This window comes from Luteibacter sp. (genome assembly GCF_035539195.1).
Lineage (GTDB): Bacteria > Pseudomonadota > Gammaproteobacteria > Xanthomonadales > Rhodanobacteraceae > Luteibacter.
Genome location: NZ_DATLIW010000036.1, coordinates 168,309 through 184,280 on the forward strand (window position 1 = coordinate 168,309; position 15,972 = coordinate 184,280).

12 protein-coding genes and 1 riboswitch are annotated in these 15,972 nt (G+C 63.2%); of the genes, 6 read left to right on the forward strand and 6 right to left on the reverse strand.

The annotated features are described in order from the left end of the window. From VM621_RS14715 to VM621_RS14730, 4 genes are all read left to right on the forward strand, one after another. Nucleotides 1–1,575 carry an APC family permease gene (locus VM621_RS14715; RefSeq protein ID WP_325469708.1) on the forward strand — a complete coding sequence of 525 codons (1,575 nt, stop codon included), beginning with the start codon at nucleotides 1–3 and terminating at the stop codon, nucleotides 1,573–1,575. A 16-nt stretch (nucleotides 1,576–1,591) separates the two neighbouring features. Then, nucleotides 1,592–3,955: a Tat pathway signal protein gene (locus VM621_RS14720; protein ID WP_414674550.1), complete on the forward strand. Its 2,364-nt coding sequence runs from the start codon at nucleotides 1,592–1,594 to the stop codon at nucleotides 3,953–3,955. A 115-nt stretch (nucleotides 3,956–4,070) separates the two neighbouring features. Beyond that, nucleotides 4,071–6,008, forward strand: a complete 1,938-nt coding sequence (locus VM621_RS14725; RefSeq protein WP_325469710.1) for a glycoside hydrolase family 127 protein — start codon at nucleotides 4,071–4,073, stop codon at nucleotides 6,006–6,008. A 162-nt stretch (nucleotides 6,009–6,170) separates the two neighbouring features. Next, the gene (locus VM621_RS14730; RefSeq protein WP_414674544.1) at nucleotides 6,171–9,023 is read left to right on the forward strand and encodes a TonB-dependent receptor domain-containing protein; all 2,853 of its coding nucleotides are present in this window, start codon (nucleotides 6,171–6,173) and stop codon (nucleotides 9,021–9,023) included. A 311-nt stretch (nucleotides 9,024–9,334) separates the two neighbouring features. Here the strand turns inward: VM621_RS14730 and VM621_RS14735 are convergent, their stop codons facing one another. From VM621_RS14735 to VM621_RS14745, 3 genes are read right to left on the reverse strand one after another with little or no spacing between them, the layout of a single operon-like run. Next, nucleotides 9,335–9,676, reverse strand: coding sequence for an Imm40 family immunity protein (locus tag VM621_RS14735; protein ID WP_325469711.1), 342 nt, complete (start codon nucleotides 9,674–9,676; stop codon nucleotides 9,335–9,337). Further along, complete coding sequence (locus VM621_RS14740) at nucleotides 9,673–10,644, reverse strand: RHS repeat-associated core domain-containing protein (RefSeq protein ID WP_325469712.1); 972 nt, start codon at nucleotides 10,642–10,644, stop codon at nucleotides 9,673–9,675. Before VM621_RS14740 ends, VM621_RS14735 begins: the two co-directional genes overlap by 4 nt. A gap of 13 nt (nucleotides 10,645–10,657) precedes the next feature. Next, nucleotides 10,658–10,897 (reverse strand): hypothetical protein, encoded by a 240-nt coding sequence (locus tag VM621_RS14745; protein WP_325469713.1) that lies wholly within the window; start codon nucleotides 10,895–10,897, stop codon nucleotides 10,658–10,660. Between the two features lie 233 nt (nucleotides 10,898–11,130). Here VM621_RS14745 and VM621_RS14750 point away from each other — a divergent pair, with 233 nt between their 5' ends. Beyond that, nucleotides 11,131–11,523 carry a hypothetical protein gene (locus tag VM621_RS14750; RefSeq protein ID WP_325469714.1) on the forward strand — a complete coding sequence of 131 codons (393 nt, stop codon included), beginning with the start codon at nucleotides 11,131–11,133 and terminating at the stop codon, nucleotides 11,521–11,523. A gap of 209 nt (nucleotides 11,524–11,732) precedes the next feature. Here VM621_RS14750 and VM621_RS14755 read toward each other — a convergent pair whose 3' ends face one another. Genes VM621_RS14755 through VM621_RS14765 form a run of 3 tightly spaced genes read right to left on the reverse strand, consistent with a single transcriptional unit; the run spans nucleotide 11,733 to nucleotide 15,167 of the window. Further along, complete coding sequence (locus VM621_RS14755) at nucleotides 11,733–13,265, reverse strand: sensor histidine kinase (RefSeq protein WP_325469715.1); 1,533 nt, start codon at nucleotides 13,263–13,265, stop codon at nucleotides 11,733–11,735. Then, a complete protein-coding gene (locus VM621_RS14760) occupies nucleotides 13,262–14,746 on the reverse strand; it encodes an ATPase domain-containing protein (RefSeq protein WP_325469716.1) in 1,485 nt (494 codons plus the stop codon). Before VM621_RS14760 ends, VM621_RS14755 begins: the two co-directional genes overlap by 4 nt. Continuing rightward, nucleotides 14,736–15,167, reverse strand: coding sequence for a hypothetical protein (locus VM621_RS14765; RefSeq protein ID WP_325469717.1), 432 nt, complete (start codon nucleotides 15,165–15,167; stop codon nucleotides 14,736–14,738). The genes VM621_RS14760 and VM621_RS14765 overlap by 11 nt, the downstream gene beginning before the upstream one ends. Nucleotides 15,168–15,388: 221 nt before the next feature. Further along, nucleotides 15,389–15,454: riboswitch (Fluoride riboswitch) on the forward strand. A 58-nt stretch (nucleotides 15,455–15,512) separates the two neighbouring features. Here VM621_RS14765 and VM621_RS14770 point away from each other — a divergent pair. Beyond that, nucleotides 15,513–15,923, forward strand: coding sequence for a hypothetical protein (locus VM621_RS14770; protein ID WP_325469718.1), 411 nt, complete (start codon nucleotides 15,513–15,515; stop codon nucleotides 15,921–15,923). The last annotated feature ends 49 nt before the right edge of the window (nucleotides 15,924–15,972 follow it).

Below are 15,972 nucleotides of genomic sequence, written 5' to 3' on the forward strand. Positions count from 1 at the left end.
ATGACCGATGCGTCGCAAGGCCATTTTCAGAAACGGCTCACCCTGGTCGACCTGACCTTCATCGGACTGGGCGCGATCTTCGGCTCGGGTTGGCTATTCGCGGCCGGGCATGTCGCCGCGCTTGCCGGCCCCGCAGGCATCCTCTCGTGGTTGATCGGAGGCGCAGCGGTTCTGCTGCTCGGGCTGGTCTATTGCGAGCTGGGCGCCGCCCTGCCACGCGCGGGCGGCGCGGTGCGTTACCCGGAGTACTCGCATGGCGCGCTGCTCGGCTCTCTCATGGGCTTCATCACGCTGATTGCGTTTTCGAGCCTTATCGCTATCGAAACCGTCGCCTGCCGGCAGTACGCCGCGGCATGGCTTCCCGCGCTGAATGTGCCGGGCAGCACACATGCGAGTGTGTTCGGCTGGTTCGTTCAGTTGGCCCTGCTCCTCGTGTTCTTCGCACTGAATTACTTCAGTGTGAAGACCTTCGCCAAGGCCAATAACGTCATCAGCGTTTTCAAGTTTGTAGTGCCCGTTCTGGTGGTCGTGGTGCTGCTGACGCACTTTCATCCGGGCAACCTGAGCATCCATGGGCTCGCACCCAACGGCCTGTCCGGCATCGAGGCCGCGGTATCCGCCGGCGGCATTATCTTCGCCTACCTCGGCCTCACGCCCATCGTCTCGGTGGCCAGCGAAGTACGCGATCCGCAGCGCACGATTCCCATCGCGTTGATCCTTTCCGTCCTGCTCTCGACAGTGATTTACGTGCTGCTGCAACTCGCCTTCCTCGGCGGCATCCCCACCGACATGCTGGCAGGTGGCTGGAACGGCATGGACAAGGCCTTCGCCCTGCCCTATCACGACATCGCGCTCGCCCTCGGCTTCGGCTGGCTGGCCACACTGGTGGTGTGCGACGCGGTGATATCGCCCAGCGGTACGGGCAACATCTACATGAACGCGACGCCGCGCATCGTCTACGGCTGGGCGCGCAGCGGCGGCTTCTTCCCGACGCTGACGCGGATCGACCGCCAGTCCGGCATTCCGCGCCCTGCACTATGGCTGACGCTCGCCTTGTCGATCTTCTGGACGCTGCCGTTTCCCTCCTGGGAGGCACTGATCCAGGTCGTCTCCGCCGCGCTGGTGCTGAGCTATGCGGTAGCACCGGTGACGGTGGCTGCGCTACGACGAAGTGCACCGGGACTCGAACGTCCCTTCCGCGTGCGCGGCTTCGCCGTGATCGGCCCCGTCTCATTCGCAGTCGCCGCGCTGATCGTCTATTGGTCGGGCTGGAGCACGGTGTCCTGGCTGCTCGGCCTGCAGATCGTCATGTTCGTCGGCTATGTCGTCGTCAAGCGCGCCACCGGCGCACCGCGCGACGTACTGGCCCGGCAGGTGCGCTCGTCGCTCTGGCTGGTCGGCTTCTATGTACTGATCATGCTCGTCTCGGCGCTGGGCACGTTCGGTGGTAACGGCAGCCTGGCGCATCCCTGGGACTCGGTGACAGTCCTGGTGTTCTCCACCCTGATCTACTACTGGGGCGCGTCGACGGGCCTGCCCGCCTCAGCGCTCTCGCTGGACGACGACGATGAGTGACCGAGAGGGCGTGCCGATGGCCCGCCGCGATTTCCTGCGTACGCTGGCAGCGGCAAGCGCTGCGATCGGTGTCGTTCCGTTGTCGGCCGAAGCTCTGTGGCGCAACGGCCCCGTATCGTCACCCGCCACCAGCCCGCCGCCGCAAGCACCTCGCGTGCCGCTCGACGCGCCTTCACTCAAGAGCTACACCACGCTGGCCCGCTTCCAACACGATGGCCGCGCCTGGCGAGTCGAGGAAGATCTGCGCACAACGGATGGCGCACTCGTGCTGACCGACGGCACGCAAGCCGTCGTCCTGGGCAAGCGTACCGAAACGACGTGGGACGAGGCGACGCAGCCGTATCTCGGTCTCGCACTGACGGACATCGCCGTCGCCGGCCCGGACCTGCTGGCGGACCGCCTGCTCGCCCATGGCGAGCCCGACGAGACCCAGGTGCGACTGGCGACGCCGCCGCCTGCGTCCGTGCTCGATCCGGAGAATTACTACGGTCGTCTGCCCTGGACAACCTTCGTCGGCACGCGGCGATGCGCGGACACCATGCCGGTCTATACATCAGGCAGCACGCGGGGCTACCACGCCGATCAGGTATTTGCCGATCTGCACGATCCGAAGAAGGTCGCCCGCCGGCGCGAAGGCCTGCTTGGCGGCTGGCTGCCGGCCGTGCATAAGGTGGTACCTATCGATGACCACCGCTGGTACGACGTCATTGTCTTCGCCGACGTCGACGCCACCGACCGTTTCGTCGTGCAGACCTGGCACCGAACCGCGCTGATCGAGCGGGGCCGCTTCACCAAGGTCGTCTACGGCCATAGCTACCCCGCCTATCCTCCCCGGCGCGAACCGCCCGCCGCCGAGGCGTTCTATGCAGCTCTGCTGCGTTTTCACGACGTCTGGCACGCCGAGCTCGCCGACGTCGTCCGTGCGGACATCGCCGCACCGGGCTGGGCCGACATGGCGCGCTATGCGTTCGCGCGCGAACTGGTGGCGCGTCCGGACGGCACCTATCCGCGCTATGGCGCGGTCGATCGCGATTACGCCGGCAACGAATACGACGGCTTCCAGGACACCTTCACCAGCTCGCTGTACGCCAACCTCGAATGGGGCCGGTTCACTCAGGCGGCCGCGGTGTTCGACGGCTATTTCAACGACTTCGTCTACGACGACGGCATGATCAACATGCGCGGCGCGGAAACGGCGCAGTTCGGGCTCACATTGTCCCTGATAGCACGCTATGTCGCGTACACCGGTGACGTGGCGCTGTGTCGCAAGCACCAGCGCAAGATCGAAGCGACCGCCGCGATCCTCATCGAATTGCACGATGCCTCCCTGCAGCTTCCTTCAAACGATCCCGGCCACGGCCTCATCCACGGCTGGAACGAATCGGACGCCTGCCTGTTTCCGGATCCCTCGCTGTGGTGGAAACCGTATTTCGCGAACAGCGCGCTGGCTGCGCGCGGTCTCGCCGACCTTGCCACCGCATGGCCTCGCATCGCTCCCGATGGCGGCCCCAACGCATCCCTCTGGGTGTCCCGCGCGGACACGTTGCGCAAACGAGTCGTCGCCAGCGTTCGCGCCAATGTGCGCCACGACCTCCAGCCGGCCTATATCCCGCCCCTTCCCGGGGTCAAGCGCACCTTCCGCGAGGCGCTCGCTGCCGAACATCCCAGCGAACAGCAATGGCCACACCGTGCGTATGCGGAACTGCTGCAAGCCGACATCCTGCCCGACGACCTCGCGAATCTCGTGATCGACGCGATGCGCGGCCACGGCGCTACCAGCCTCGGTGTCGTCGCCAACATCGGCCCGGTCGACCCGAAAAGCCGTGACATCCTGGGCTTCATCTCCTACGGCTATGCGCAACAGCTGCTTCGGCTGGGCCGCGTCGACGAGTACCTGCTGTTCCTCTATGCGCACCGTTACCACGCACATACGCCGGGCAGCTGGACGGCCGGCGAGGTCACCGATATCTCGGGCGGAATGCCGCTGTTCTGCATGCCCGCGCAAATGACTATTCCACTCTTGCTGCGCTGGGCTTTCGTCTTCGAGGACAGCGCGGGGGACAGCCTGCTGCTCGGCCGCGCTTTGCCGCATGCGTGGCTCGCCCAGGGTCCCGTCTCGATGACTGGCGCGCCAACCCGCTGGGGACGTTGCGATCTGCGCGTGGAGCAGGCGCACAACCGGATATCGGCCAGCGTCACGCTACCGCACGAGGCCACGCCACGCGAGACCTGGCTCACCCTGCGCGTACCGCCTGGCCGCAAGGCGAACGTCGTGCAGGTCGATAGCCAGCCGGCCCGCGACGACGATCGGCGCGGCGACGCTGTGCGCCTTCACGGGCAGCCCGGCCAGCGTATCGCCGTAACACTGTCACTGGATTGAGATGAGGTATGCGGTATTCCGCACCGACGGTCCGCAAATGACACAAGACGGCATACCCGTGTGACGGCACGATGAAAGCGTGCATCGGGGGATGCGCAAGTCAACGGGGAGCGGCATGCAGGGTTCCGACAAGCGCAGGCGATTTCTGAAAACAGGTGCGATGGCCTTCGCTGCAGCGCTGACCGCACCGCGCCTGCGCGCCTTCGACACCGCCGATCCACTCAGCACGGTCGCCGGTTCCGCCCGCGAAAAGCCGGTGTGCCGGATGCAGCCTTTCGCATTGGACCAGGTCCGCCTGCTCGAGAGCGACTTCAGCCGCGCCGCGACGATCAACCTCGACTATCTGCGCAGCCTACCCGTCGACCGCCTGGCCCACAGCTTTCGCGTGCAGGCCGGTCAGCGCTCCACCGCGCAGCCGCTCGGCGGCTGGGAGAAACCGGACTGCGAACTGCGCGGTCATTTCAGCGGCGGCCACTACCTCTCCGCTGCAGCGCTCGCCTGGGCAGCCCACGGCGACACCGCGATGAAGGCGCGAGGGGATGAACTCGTCGCCATCCTGGCCAGTTGCCAGCAACCGAACGGTTACCTCAGCGCGTTCCCCGAAACGTTCTTTGACCGGCTCAGTGCGGGCGAAAAGGTCTGGGCTCCGTTCTATACGGTCCACAAGATTCAGGCCGGCATGCTCGACATGTATCGGCTGGCCGGCAACAAGCAGGCCTTGGCGGTGGCGACAGGCATCGGCAACTGGACGGTGCGCTGGCTCAATGGTTTCTCCGATGCGGAAGTAGCGCACATCCTCAAGACTGAATACGGCGGCATGAACGAGTCGATGGCCGAGCTTTTTGCCATCACTGGCAATACGCGCTATCTGGATGCCGCCCACCGCTTCGATCAGGCGTCGCTGTTCGAACCGCTCGCCGCCCATCGCGACGAGCTGAAAGGCCTGCACAGCAATACTCAGATTCCCAAGGTGATCGGTGCGGCGCGACGCTACGAGCTCACTGGCGAGCCACGCTATCGCCGTATCGCGGAGTTCTTCTGGGAGACGGTGACGCAGAACCGCACCTATGCGACCGGCGGCTCCAGCAACGACGAGTTCTGGAACACCGGTCCTGGCGACCTGAAGCATCAGCTGGGCCTCTACGCCGCCGAATGTTGCGTGGCCTACAACCTTCTTAAGCTCACCCGCCACATCTACGCCTGGAACGGCGATCCGCGCGCCTTCGACTACTACGAGCGCAACCTCTACAACGCGCGGCTGGGCACCCAGGACGCGCAGGGGATGAAGCTCTACTACTACTCTCTGCAACCGGGCGGTGCGAAGTTCTATAACTCACCCACGGATTCGTTCTGGTGTTGTACCGGCAGTGGCGCCGATGAGTTCGCGCGCTTCAACGACGCGATCTACTTCCGTGACGGTGAGGCGCTGCACGTCAACCTGTTCATCGCCTCCGAGCTGGACTGGCCTGAACTCGGCCTCACGCTTCGCCAGGAGACAGACTTCCCACGCGAGGCCGCGACACGCTTCACGCTCACGTTGACGCAACCACGAGAGATCGCCTTCAACCTGCGCGTTCCGTCATGGATCGAGCCCGGCGCAAGGGTGGAGATCAATGGCCAGCTGCAGGACATGTTCGCCTCGCCCGGCAGTTACCTCACCATCAAGCGCACCTGGCGCTCCGGTGACCGCGTATCGCTGACGCTGCCCATGGCCCTGCGTCGCGTGCCGCTGCCCGGTGACGACAGCCTGCAGGCCATCATGCTGGGGCCGATCGTGCTTGCCGCACGACTCGGCGCGAAGGGGCTCACGCGCGACCAGCAGTACGGTAAGTACGACGCCGGCCCATCGCCGGAGCCGAAACCACAGCCCGCCCCGCAGGTGGCATCCGACGAGGGTAATCCGTTCGGCTGGCTGGTTCCGGCGAAGAAGCCATTGACGTTCCACGCGATGACGCGCCACGGCGTGGTCGAGGTGGCGCCACTCAACACGATTCAAGGGGAACGCTACGCCGTGTACTGGCAGACCGAAGAGGTTGCCGGCGGCGCTGGCTGATACCGGGCAAGCGGTTTAGCGCCGCTAGCTAAGGAACCCGCACCGGGCCCGGTGCGATGCGTTCGCGCGCAGGGATTCGCTCCACACCTCCACGACCGGTCGCTCGACCGGCCGTCGGACTTCTGCACCCTTTCGCCACCGCCACCGCCACCGAGGAAAGCCATGTATTTATGTCATAGCAAGAAGCTGCATGCTGCCCTCTGCCTCGCCCTGATGGGCGGCACGGGCCTCGTCCATGCACAGGACGGCTCCACAGCGACCGCCTCCGAAGCGAAAACACTGGAGGGCGTCACGGTCACCGGCTCACGCATCCGCCGCGTCGATGCCGAAACCGCCAATCCTGTCATCACCCTCGATCGCGCCGCCATCGAAGCCACAGGCAAACCGACCCTGGGCGATCTTGTCCAGGAGTTGCCCTCCATTGCGGGCAATGCGACCAATCCCAATACCAACAACGGCGGCGGCACCGGTGCGTCGACGGTCTCACTGCGCGGCCTGGGCGAGAAACGAACGCTGATCCTCGTCAACGGCGTACGTCTGGCCTATAACGACATCAATGCCATTCCAGCCGGCATGATCGAGCGCATCGAAGTGCTCAGCGACGGCGCCTCCGCTGTCTACGGATCGGATGCCATCGGTGGTGTGGTCAATTTCATCCTGCGCGACCGCTACGACGGTGTGCAGGTCTCCAGCGACTTCGGCACCAGCAAGCGCAGCGACGGCGACCGACGCAACTTCGCGCTCACCGCTGGCCACACCGGCAGCAACTACAGCGTCATTGCCGGCCTGTCGTACAGCGATATCGACGCGGTCTCGGCGGCCGCGCGCAACTATTCGAAGGACGCGCTCTACCTGGTCGACAGCACATCCGTGAAGCAGGGCTCGTCCGCCACGCCAGGTGGTTCGGTCAACTTCAACGACGGTTCCGCCGCGTCCCAGGCCCTGGCCGCTTCGTCCGGCTGCTCTCGGGTCACCCTCAACCCGGGTGTCGCGGGACAGACCGGCCGGGGCGACTTCCATTGTTATGCCAGCGGCGACTCGTACAACTATCAACCGTACAACCTGCTACAGACGCCGCAGAAGCGCACGAACGCCTTCGTGCTGGGCAAGTACCAGATCACGCCGGACGTGCAGGCCTATCTCAACGGTTACTTCAGCAAGACAAAATCGTCGTCGGTAATCGCGCCGATCCCCATCTTCGCCAACGGCGACAACTTCCTCGTTTCTGCCAACAGCTACTACAACCCGTTCGGCGTGAACTTCGGTACCGACCGGACCACCGGCACCTCGTACAACGATCTCAACACGCGCGCCACCGTGCTCGGTAACCGCAGCTACCAGTACAATACGTACAACCTGCAGCTCAATCCCGGCCTGCGCGGCTCGTTCGGCAACAGCACCTGGCAGTGGGACGCCGACATCAACTACGGTCGGGTGCGGCAGATCTCGCGTAACAACGGCTTCCTCGACTACGACAAGTTCAATCAGGCCGTGGGACCGTCGTTCCGCGACACGAACGGCACGGTGCGCTGTGGCACCGCGGGCAACGCAATCGCCGGCTGTACACCGCTGGACATCTTCAATCTCAACTCGGCGTCCAGCCTCGCCACGCTGCAATCGATGATCGTCAATCCGTCCGTCAGTACCGTCTATACCGTCAAACAGTTTGAAGCCAACGCCAACGGCGACCTGTTCGACCTGCCGGCGGGCACGGTCAGCCTGGCCAGCGGCTTCTCCTATCGGAAGGAGAGCACGTCGACCCAGGCCGATCCGCTGTGGACCGCCGACGAGAACGGCCTGTGTGGTGTTATCGAGTACTGTGGCACTACTCTGGCCGGCAGCTTCAACGTGAAGGAAGCCTATGCCGAAGCGCTGGTGCCCCTGCTTTCCGACCTGCCCGGCATCCGATCCCTCAACCTGACCGTGGGCTCGCGCTGGTCCGACTACAGCACCGTGGGTAGCAAGACCAACAGCAAGATCGCGCTCGAGTGGCGTCCGATGGACGACCTCCTGCTTCGCGGGACGGTGTCCCAGGTCTTCCGTGCACCCAACACCACCGAACTCTATGCCGGTGTAGCGGGCGACTCGGCCACCGCTAACGATCCCTGCAACGGCTACACCGGCGGCCACGCGGCTGCCTGCGCCAACGTGCCGGTGGACGGCTCTTACCGGCAGGCGGATGGCCAGGTCTCTGGCAAGGCATCAGGCTCCGTGGTCGCTGGCTACCAGCTCAAACCCGAAACCGGCCGTTCCTACGACATTGGCCTGGTCTACGATCCGCACTGGCTCGAAGGCCTGTCGTTGAGCATCGACAGCTGGAAGATCAACCTGCAGGACACGATCTCCAGTGTCTCGGCGCAGACCGTGCTCAACCAGTGCTACGCCAATCCGGACAGCGCCTTCTGTCCGCTGATCCGTCGTAACGGCAACGGCACGATCAATTACGTCGCCGAACCCACGGTGAACCTCGGCAAGCTCTGGGCAGCGGGCACCGACGTCGGCCTCGCCTATCGCTTCCCCGAGTCTCGCTACGGCAAATTCAATGCCTCGCTCAACGGCACGTACATGAAGCGCTACGACATCAATCCGGATACGACCGACACCAGCTCCGTCGTAATCCACAACGCCGGTATCTACACCTATTCCTACGGCAACTTCCCGCGGTGGCGTGCGCTTGGCACGCTGAACTGGTCGCTGGGCAACTGGAGTGCGTCGTGGCGGCTGCGTTACGTCGGCCGCACCCAGGTCGGCAGTGCCGATCTCGACCAGGGCCTTTCGGCCGACTCCGACGTCCCGGGTGTCGAGCGCAAGATCGGTGCATACGTCTATCACAACGTGCAGGTGGCTTATCGGGTCGAGCCCTGGCATACGCGTATCGAACTGGGCGTGGACAATCTCGCCGACAAACAGCCGCCTTTGTTCTTCTCCAACAACGTCAACAACGCCAACACCGACGTTGCCACGTATGACCTGCTCGGCCGCTACTACTGGGTCCGCGCCACGGTGTCGTTTTGATAACGCAAACGAGAATCGCCCCTCCGCACGGCTCGATGCCAGGCAGAGGGGCGATCCTTGGGATCGCCTGTACGTGTTGCGTGCGGCTTCTGAACTCGGTGTTGTGCGCCATTTGCGAATGCAAGGCGCGTCGACGCCCATGCGGTTGACGTAATGGTTGTAGATGGTTTCCCAACAACCACGCAACGAAGGGCCGGACTGGTTGGCCGCGGCAGTGAACAATGCCTTAGCAGCCTGACCTGTGCAGACAGAGATGGGTCATTACAGCTACGCCGCAAACCCCGGGAAACGACTCTTCACAAAGCCATTCCTCACGTCGATGGAGTTACGAGTGAAAACAGTGCTTCATGATGGGCGTTCTCAGGAAAGTTAGCGATATATGCCACGGTATGCGCGTGAGACCGCAGCACAAAATCCGCTAAATCTTCGCCTTCTTTCCTATCCGTGAACCAGTTCGCATAGGCGAGGCTCAAATGCTCACCGTCCTTGAAATACACGTCGCCGCCGAGAATCACGCACCCTGCATGAAGCAGGAGGTCTGCCCCGACCAAGGCATCCTCGCGGCGAAGCGCGATGTCCGCAATACCGAAGCGCTCGGACAACGAAAATCCTTTATTAAGAAGCAGATCGTCGTAGGCGGATGGCAATGTCATTCTGTCGGCCCCGCTTTGTCTGGAACGAATAGTCGATGGTTGATCTTACCGCTTTCGTCCTTGATGAACTCGAACACACCTTTTCCTCCAGATCCGGAACTCGAACCATACTCGCCGGGAATCTCAAGTTTCTGATAGGGCAAACCGTCTCCGCCCGTGATACTGGATACGCTGCCATTTTCTTCAAAGGCAGTGACGGACTCCGGAAACGAATGATACTCACCTGCCCCTTTGCCCATCTGTTCTACGACCTTGCTCGAATAACGAGATCCACTGAAGAATCCCTGGCCATTCGCCTCAACGAGAGAGGAAGCTTCGCCCGTGGCAGTTTCGCTTGCAGCGGCAGCGCCCTCTCCAGTCGTCTCCGCTGCCCCGGCCGCAACTTTTGCAACTGCCGCCTTGGCAGCAGTGCCGCCAACAGCAGCTATCGCAGCGTCCCCGCCCAAGATCACAGTGGGAAGCGGCATGATGCCAGCCGCCCCCGCTGCATATGGCCCTAAAGCCTTGAATGCGTCCGGATGGGTGGCAATAGATTTCGCCATCGAATCGCAGGTCAGACCGTCGACGCACCGACCGTCCGCGTCGACGTTCGCAACGGGGTTGTCGGCGGCATAGGCGTATCGGCCAAAAGTGAGCGGATTTCCTGGAGACGGAACGACCTGGTCAGTTCCCAAGAACCTCCCCACCGCCGGGTCGTAGTACCGCGCCTGCGTGTACACCAGGCCCGAATCAGGATCATTTACATGGCCCGTGTACCCCGGCCCCCCGGCTGGCGCCCCCAGCACCTGATCGCCATAAGGCCGGTAGTCGGACGTCGTCAGGATGTTGCCCGACGCGTCCGCCGTCGCGAGCGGAGTCCCCTGCTGGTTGGTGTAGTAGTAGGTAACGGTCTCGGCGACCTGCGCGAGACATGCCGGACTGACTGCCAACAACAAGCCGACCGCGAGCCAACGGCGAATGCAAGTCATCGTCCTCATCGATTCAGTTCCCATTGGGCACCTGCGTCGAGGCACTGTTGCTGTTGGCTGAGCATCCGTTGGCGTTGCACGCCTTGACCGTGAACGAGATGGTCGAATTGACGCCCTGGGCGAAGTAGCTGAACGATGTCAGCGGTCCGTTGTAGATGAGACCGTCGCCGCTCTCGGGCGGCGGCGATGCCTTGGCGGTGAGCTGGTAGCTCGTCGCACTGGCCGATGCGCTCCAACTGGCGACTGCCTTCATGTGACTGGGCGCACCCGTCGTACTGGCAGACAGCGACGGTGCCGAAGGATGGCAGGGAGGCACCAGCGATAAACTGGCGATACATGGCTTGGAAAAGGTCGCTGGCGGTGGCTGTCGGGCCTCTGGGATACGCGCAAGCTCGGCCGCGCACGCCTTCTTGAAAGGCTGGGTTCGTCACATCCTCGTCCGCGCCAACGGTCATTCTGTGCGGACTCCCCACACGAAGACGAACAATGGCTGAGTCGGATACGCGCTACGCAGTGGTCATCGAGTCGCACCACGTCCTGGCTGAGGGGGTCGCAGACTGCCTCCGCCATCGCGGCTACATTGTCGGCATTGCCGGCACACACGCGGGCGCTGCCGCGTGGGCCGCCAGTCGCGACCAGGTCCACTTCCTCGTGGCTTCGGTGCCTGCCGCGGGAGAGAACCCGGAGGGCGTGTATCTGGCTGAAGCGCGCGCCTGCAATCCCGCGCTCGCCGTCCTGGTCATGACCTCGGACAGTGATGCAGATACGGGTGACGTCCCGCGCGGTGCTGTGCCTATTCGAAAGCCCTTCAGCCTTCTTGAACTTGCCGATGCCATCGACCGGGTGAGCGCGTCGGTTGAGCCACGTCGCCTTCCATGATGATCGTCCTCGGCCGTGCACTCGACAACGGGATGCGTCGTACTACGCTGCCGACCGCGAACGAGCAAGGCCTCCCGCTCCGCCATGAAGCCGTACGGTTTACGGCCTCCGCACCAGCCCGGCTCACGACCCGCGACGGGAGTCGGGCTTGTCTGAGCTTCCCTGAATCAGCACCATCGACATCTGGGGGTAAACCGGGGTGGCGTCGCTCAGTGCTGGCGACCGGAATCCGACATCCGGGCGAGAGTCACCACGAAACTCGCCCCCGTATTGGCTCCCTCGCTATAAGCCTCCACCCGTCCGCCGTGCGCCTTGCACATATCCCGGACCACAGTCAGACCGATGCCGAGGCCCGTTCCGTTGTGGGCCACAGCGGTTCGGTCCTGGACGAAGGGCTCGAAGATGTCCGACAGCGAATCGGGGGAGATGCCGATGCCGCTGTCGGTCACAGTAACCCTGACCCATTTCTCGTCCGCTTCCACCTGCACGCCAATGGCGCCGTGCTCAGGCGTGTATTTCGACGCGTTGTCGAGAAGATTGGTAAATATCTGGGCCAACCGGACTGGGTCGCCCAAGACGCGCACCATGCCCTTGGGCAACGAACTGGTGAGCAACTGGCTGCGGACCTTGATGGTCGGCATGCAGGTGTCGATAGCCTGCTCGATGACGTTCGCGATGGAGACCGATTCGCGCTGGAGTCTTACTTTACCCGTGTTGATGCGCGCGACTTCCAGCAGGTCCGTGAGCAAGCGGGAGATGTGCACAATCTGCCGATTGATGACGTCCTGCAGCCGTGGAATCTGGTCGGATCCAACATCGCTCATCATGGCTGACGCCAGGCTGATGGGCGTCAATGGCGTCCGCAACTCGTGCGCCAGCACGGCCAGAAAATCCGTCTGCCGCTGCAGGGCCTGCTCGGCGAGTTCCTTCCTTTCGAGCGAAGTGAGAGACGCCATCAGCAGTTGCTCGTTCGCTTCGCACATGTACGCCTGAAGCGGCGAGCCCTCGGTGACGAGGAGCGCCTCATCAGGGGGTTGAATCTTCGATAACCCGACATCAACGGAAAGGGGGAACGAGGGCGGCTGCCGCATGGACCGGTCAAAGATGACGATGGCACGGCTCCCGCTGTGCAGCGCGTGCCGTGCGGCAGCTTCGGCACTTCCAACGAGGTCCAGCGGAGACTGGCCATGGTCGGGAAAAAAGGCTACCCCGATGCCGACTTTCAAATGCGGCATGCTGCCGTCGATGCCTAATAACGCGTCTAGTGCGGAGAGAATGCGCTGGCCAACCGAGTCGGCGTCGTCAAAGAAGACCTCGGGCAACAAGACGAGGAAACCATAGGCCTCGTGACGGCTGACGGTTTCAATTGTCCCCAAAGTATCCCGAATTCGTCCGGCGATGAGGCGCAGGAGGGCGTTTGCCGACTCCCTGCCGAACTGCTCGACCACCATGCGGAAATTGCCGATCTGGACCAGCAAGAGGGCAAGCCGAGTGTGGTGGAAGCTTGCGGTGGCCGTGGCCTGGACCAGGCGATCAAGCAACAACACACGGTTGGGCAACCGAGTCAGGACGTCGGGCCCAATGGAGCGAGACATGTCGTCCAGCAGGCGGGTGCTGGTGCGAACGCGGTCCTCGGCTTCCCCGAGACGCGCGGCCAGTTGTTGGTTGAGGGCGATGAGGCGCGCTTCGGCTTCGCCTGCGGCAGGGACCGGACCTTGCGGACCTCCCTGCCCTGCGCTCACAGCGGCTCGCCCACAAGCGGCTCTGCGCTCTCATTCAACGAGCGTAACGGTCGACCGCCAAGCAACCCCTGGTATCCACTGACCGGCGGGCCTATGTGGATGCCACTGTCATCAATCGTGTACCGACGCAACTCATCCGAATGATTGCTCGCCCTCAGCTTGGCCACGGCCAGGAAACGCATCAGGCGGCTGTCGATTTCGACATAGCGCTGCACGACGATGGCGTCGGTCATGAAGGCCGTGCCGTACGGACTGAAGCGCAAGTCGTTGTACCGGTCTTCGAGTTCGGATGTCATCATGACGGTCACGCCCTCATCGGCCAGAGCGAACACCATCTGCGACAACGACTCCCGGAAGTCTGCCTTGAAGCTCGGTGCAATGGCGAGCTCAAAACCGGACAAGGAATCGATGACAACGCGGGTGGCATTGAGCCGACGGACCTCGCTCAAGACCAGCAGGAGCACCTCGTTGATGGATAGGCCCGAGACTGGCACACCCACGACTCCGATGGTTCCACGCTCGACGAGGTCCCGGAGGACCACGGCGTGGGTGCGGTGCGGATGCTGCTCGAAAGACACCATGACCCCGGCCTCGCCGACCCGTGCGCCTTCGGCAAGGAAGGCCGCAGCCATGATGCTTTTGCCAGACCCCGAGGGGCCGGCGACCAGCAAAGAGTAACCGCGGGGCAAGCCACCGCCCATCATCTCGTCGAGTTCCGTCACCCCCATTCCCACCCGCTCGGTAAGGGCGGGCAACGCGTTGTTCTTCGTCCTTGGCAGGGCTGCGACGGGTGCGAAGACCTTCACGCCATCGGAGGTGATACGGAAGGTGTGCAGCCCCGGCAGGGACGGCTGGCCGCGCATTTTCATCACTTCGAGTTTGCGGACCATCGAATTGCGCATGAGGCTTTGCCGCACCCAAATCAAACCGTCGGCGATGGTGAAGACCGGATTGGCATCCGCCTCATCGAAATACTCGCCGATGAGGAAGGTGGTCGCCTGCCAGCTCGTCATCACCATCCCGAGCTTTTGCACGAATCGTTGCAGATGGTGCTGGGCGTTGCCAAGCGCTGTGCTGGCCATCGCCACCGACCGGAAGGAGTCCACAAAAATCAGGCCGGGATTATGGGTTTTGACTTCCTGGATGATGCGGTCCAGCACGGCGTCCAGATCACCCACGAGGGTTTCGTCGGTCAGGTTGATAAAACGCACCGACTGGCTGACGACCGCCTTGTCAAAAAATGGAAACTGCTGCATGTAGCGGAGCATCTTCAGCGGCGGCTCGCCGAGCACGGTGAAGTACAGCGTCGGGCGCTCCATGGTCGTCATGGAAAACATCATCTGGTGGGCGAGTGTGGTCTTCCCGCAGCCTGGTGCACCCGCGATGAGGTTGAACGAATACTCAGGAATGCCACCGCCGAGGACATCGTCCAGGCCTTCGACTCCGGTCGGCAAACGGCGGATATTGACGTTACTGCTCATGGCCTGGGGTCTCGCTGGCATCGTGAGGGGAGGTCACACTGACCGGAGATAGGAGCTGTGCGGTCAGAGAGGCACCGATCAAGCTGCTGAGGAGGTCGTAAAACGATTTGAAGAACGCGCGTGCGCCGTCGACAACGACGTTGGTTGGCTGGGCTGCACAGGCAGCCCGGAGGGCATCTAAGTCCATCTCGGTCATGGACTGCTCGTCGACAGCGGCGAGCCAGGGGACGGCTTTCCCCGTGACGGAAAGTGCGCGCTTGAACAAGACGGTCATGCCGCGACGCCCGAGAATCGGCGTCAGCACGCCCTGGATCTGGCGCCACACACCGACGACCTCTTCGGCGAGGACTGCGCTGTCGGCACCGCTTCGCACGCGCTGCATCAGGGCAAAACCGATCTTCTCGCTTGCCTCGATTTCCATTCAGTAAAATGTGTCCCTGCGCGCGTTGACGTTCCAGCCTACTCCAATTCCCAGTGACCGGTGACCCACCTAAAGCCGGACTTGAACGTACGTGGAGACCAAAGGGGTCCACGTGCCGCGCCGGTCTTCGTGTATGACATGCCCAAACATGAACGCGGCGCCTCGTGCGCGGCGGTGGCAATGCACCTATACGGCACGGTCACCTGCGGACTGGGTACCATCCGCGCACAGGAGATGGCCTGTTTCCTGACCCAACCGCCGCCTTGGCTGATGATGCTTACCCATACGCTGCAAGGCGGCCTGGGTAGCGCGCCACTTGTCGGCAGCGCTCACTTGGAGCGTGTGATGAGCATCGATGCAACTTTCATTCGTTCCGGCTTTGCTACCGGCGGGTCTTGCCGCCCGCTCTACATGGTGCTGTATGACTGCACACCCTTGGCCGGCACTGCGGTATTGCGGGCGTTCGGGCACGCGGCCAGCGACCGCGCTTCGGTGTTCATCGCAGGCTTGCTGCTCCCGAATCCGACAAATGCGACAACGGTACCGGACCTGCAAGACGACCTTGATGCGCTGGTCTGGACGGGCAAGCGGGCGGGGATCAAAGTCACAGCCGTCATCGTGTCGCCTCCCACCATGGAGGCCATTGCAGACACAGCCGATGCCGAGGGGGTGACGCATGTCATCTGCATGCACCCACCCCATGCGTTACAGGAGGTGTTTAGCAGACGCGGCATTTTGCTCACCCTGCGCGACTGACCAGCCATACCTATGACGGGCGTGGGTATCGCTGTCGGCGCCGCGCTGG

What these genes read in the sequence shown, in the direction of transcription:
- VM621_RS14735 (WP_325469711.1), bottom strand. Translation starts at nt 9,676, where the DNA reads ATGACATTGCCATCCGCCTACGACGATCTGCTTCTTAATAAAGGATTT.
- VM621_RS14760 (WP_325469716.1), bottom strand. Translation starts at nt 14,746, where the DNA reads ATGAGCAGTAACGTCAATATCCGCCGTTTGCCGACCGGAGTCGAAGGC.
- VM621_RS14715 (WP_325469708.1), top strand. Translation starts at nt 1, where the DNA reads ATGACCGATGCGTCGCAAGGCCATTTTCAGAAACGGCTCACCCTGGTC.
- VM621_RS14765 (WP_325469717.1), bottom strand. Translation starts at nt 15,167, where the DNA reads ATGGAAATCGAGGCAAGCGAGAAGATCGGTTTTGCCCTGATGCAGCGC.
- VM621_RS14725 (WP_325469710.1), top strand. Translation starts at nt 4,071, where the DNA reads ATGCAGGGTTCCGACAAGCGCAGGCGATTTCTGAAAACAGGTGCGATG.
- VM621_RS14745 (WP_325469713.1), bottom strand. Translation starts at nt 10,897, where the DNA reads ATGAAGGCAGTCGCCAGTTGGAGCGCATCGGCCAGTGCGACGAGCTAC.
- VM621_RS14770 (WP_325469718.1), top strand. Translation starts at nt 15,513, where the DNA reads ATGAGCATCGATGCAACTTTCATTCGTTCCGGCTTTGCTACCGGCGGG.
- VM621_RS14720 (WP_414674550.1), top strand. Translation starts at nt 1,592, where the DNA reads ATGGCCCGCCGCGATTTCCTGCGTACGCTGGCAGCGGCAAGCGCTGCG.
- VM621_RS14740 (WP_325469712.1), bottom strand. Translation starts at nt 10,644, where the DNA reads ATGACTTGCATTCGCCGTTGGCTCGCGGTCGGCTTGTTGTTGGCAGTC.
- VM621_RS14730 (WP_414674544.1), top strand. Translation starts at nt 6,171, where the DNA reads ATGTATTTATGTCATAGCAAGAAGCTGCATGCTGCCCTCTGCCTCGCC.
- VM621_RS14750 (WP_325469714.1), top strand. Translation starts at nt 11,131, where the DNA reads ATGGCTGAGTCGGATACGCGCTACGCAGTGGTCATCGAGTCGCACCAC.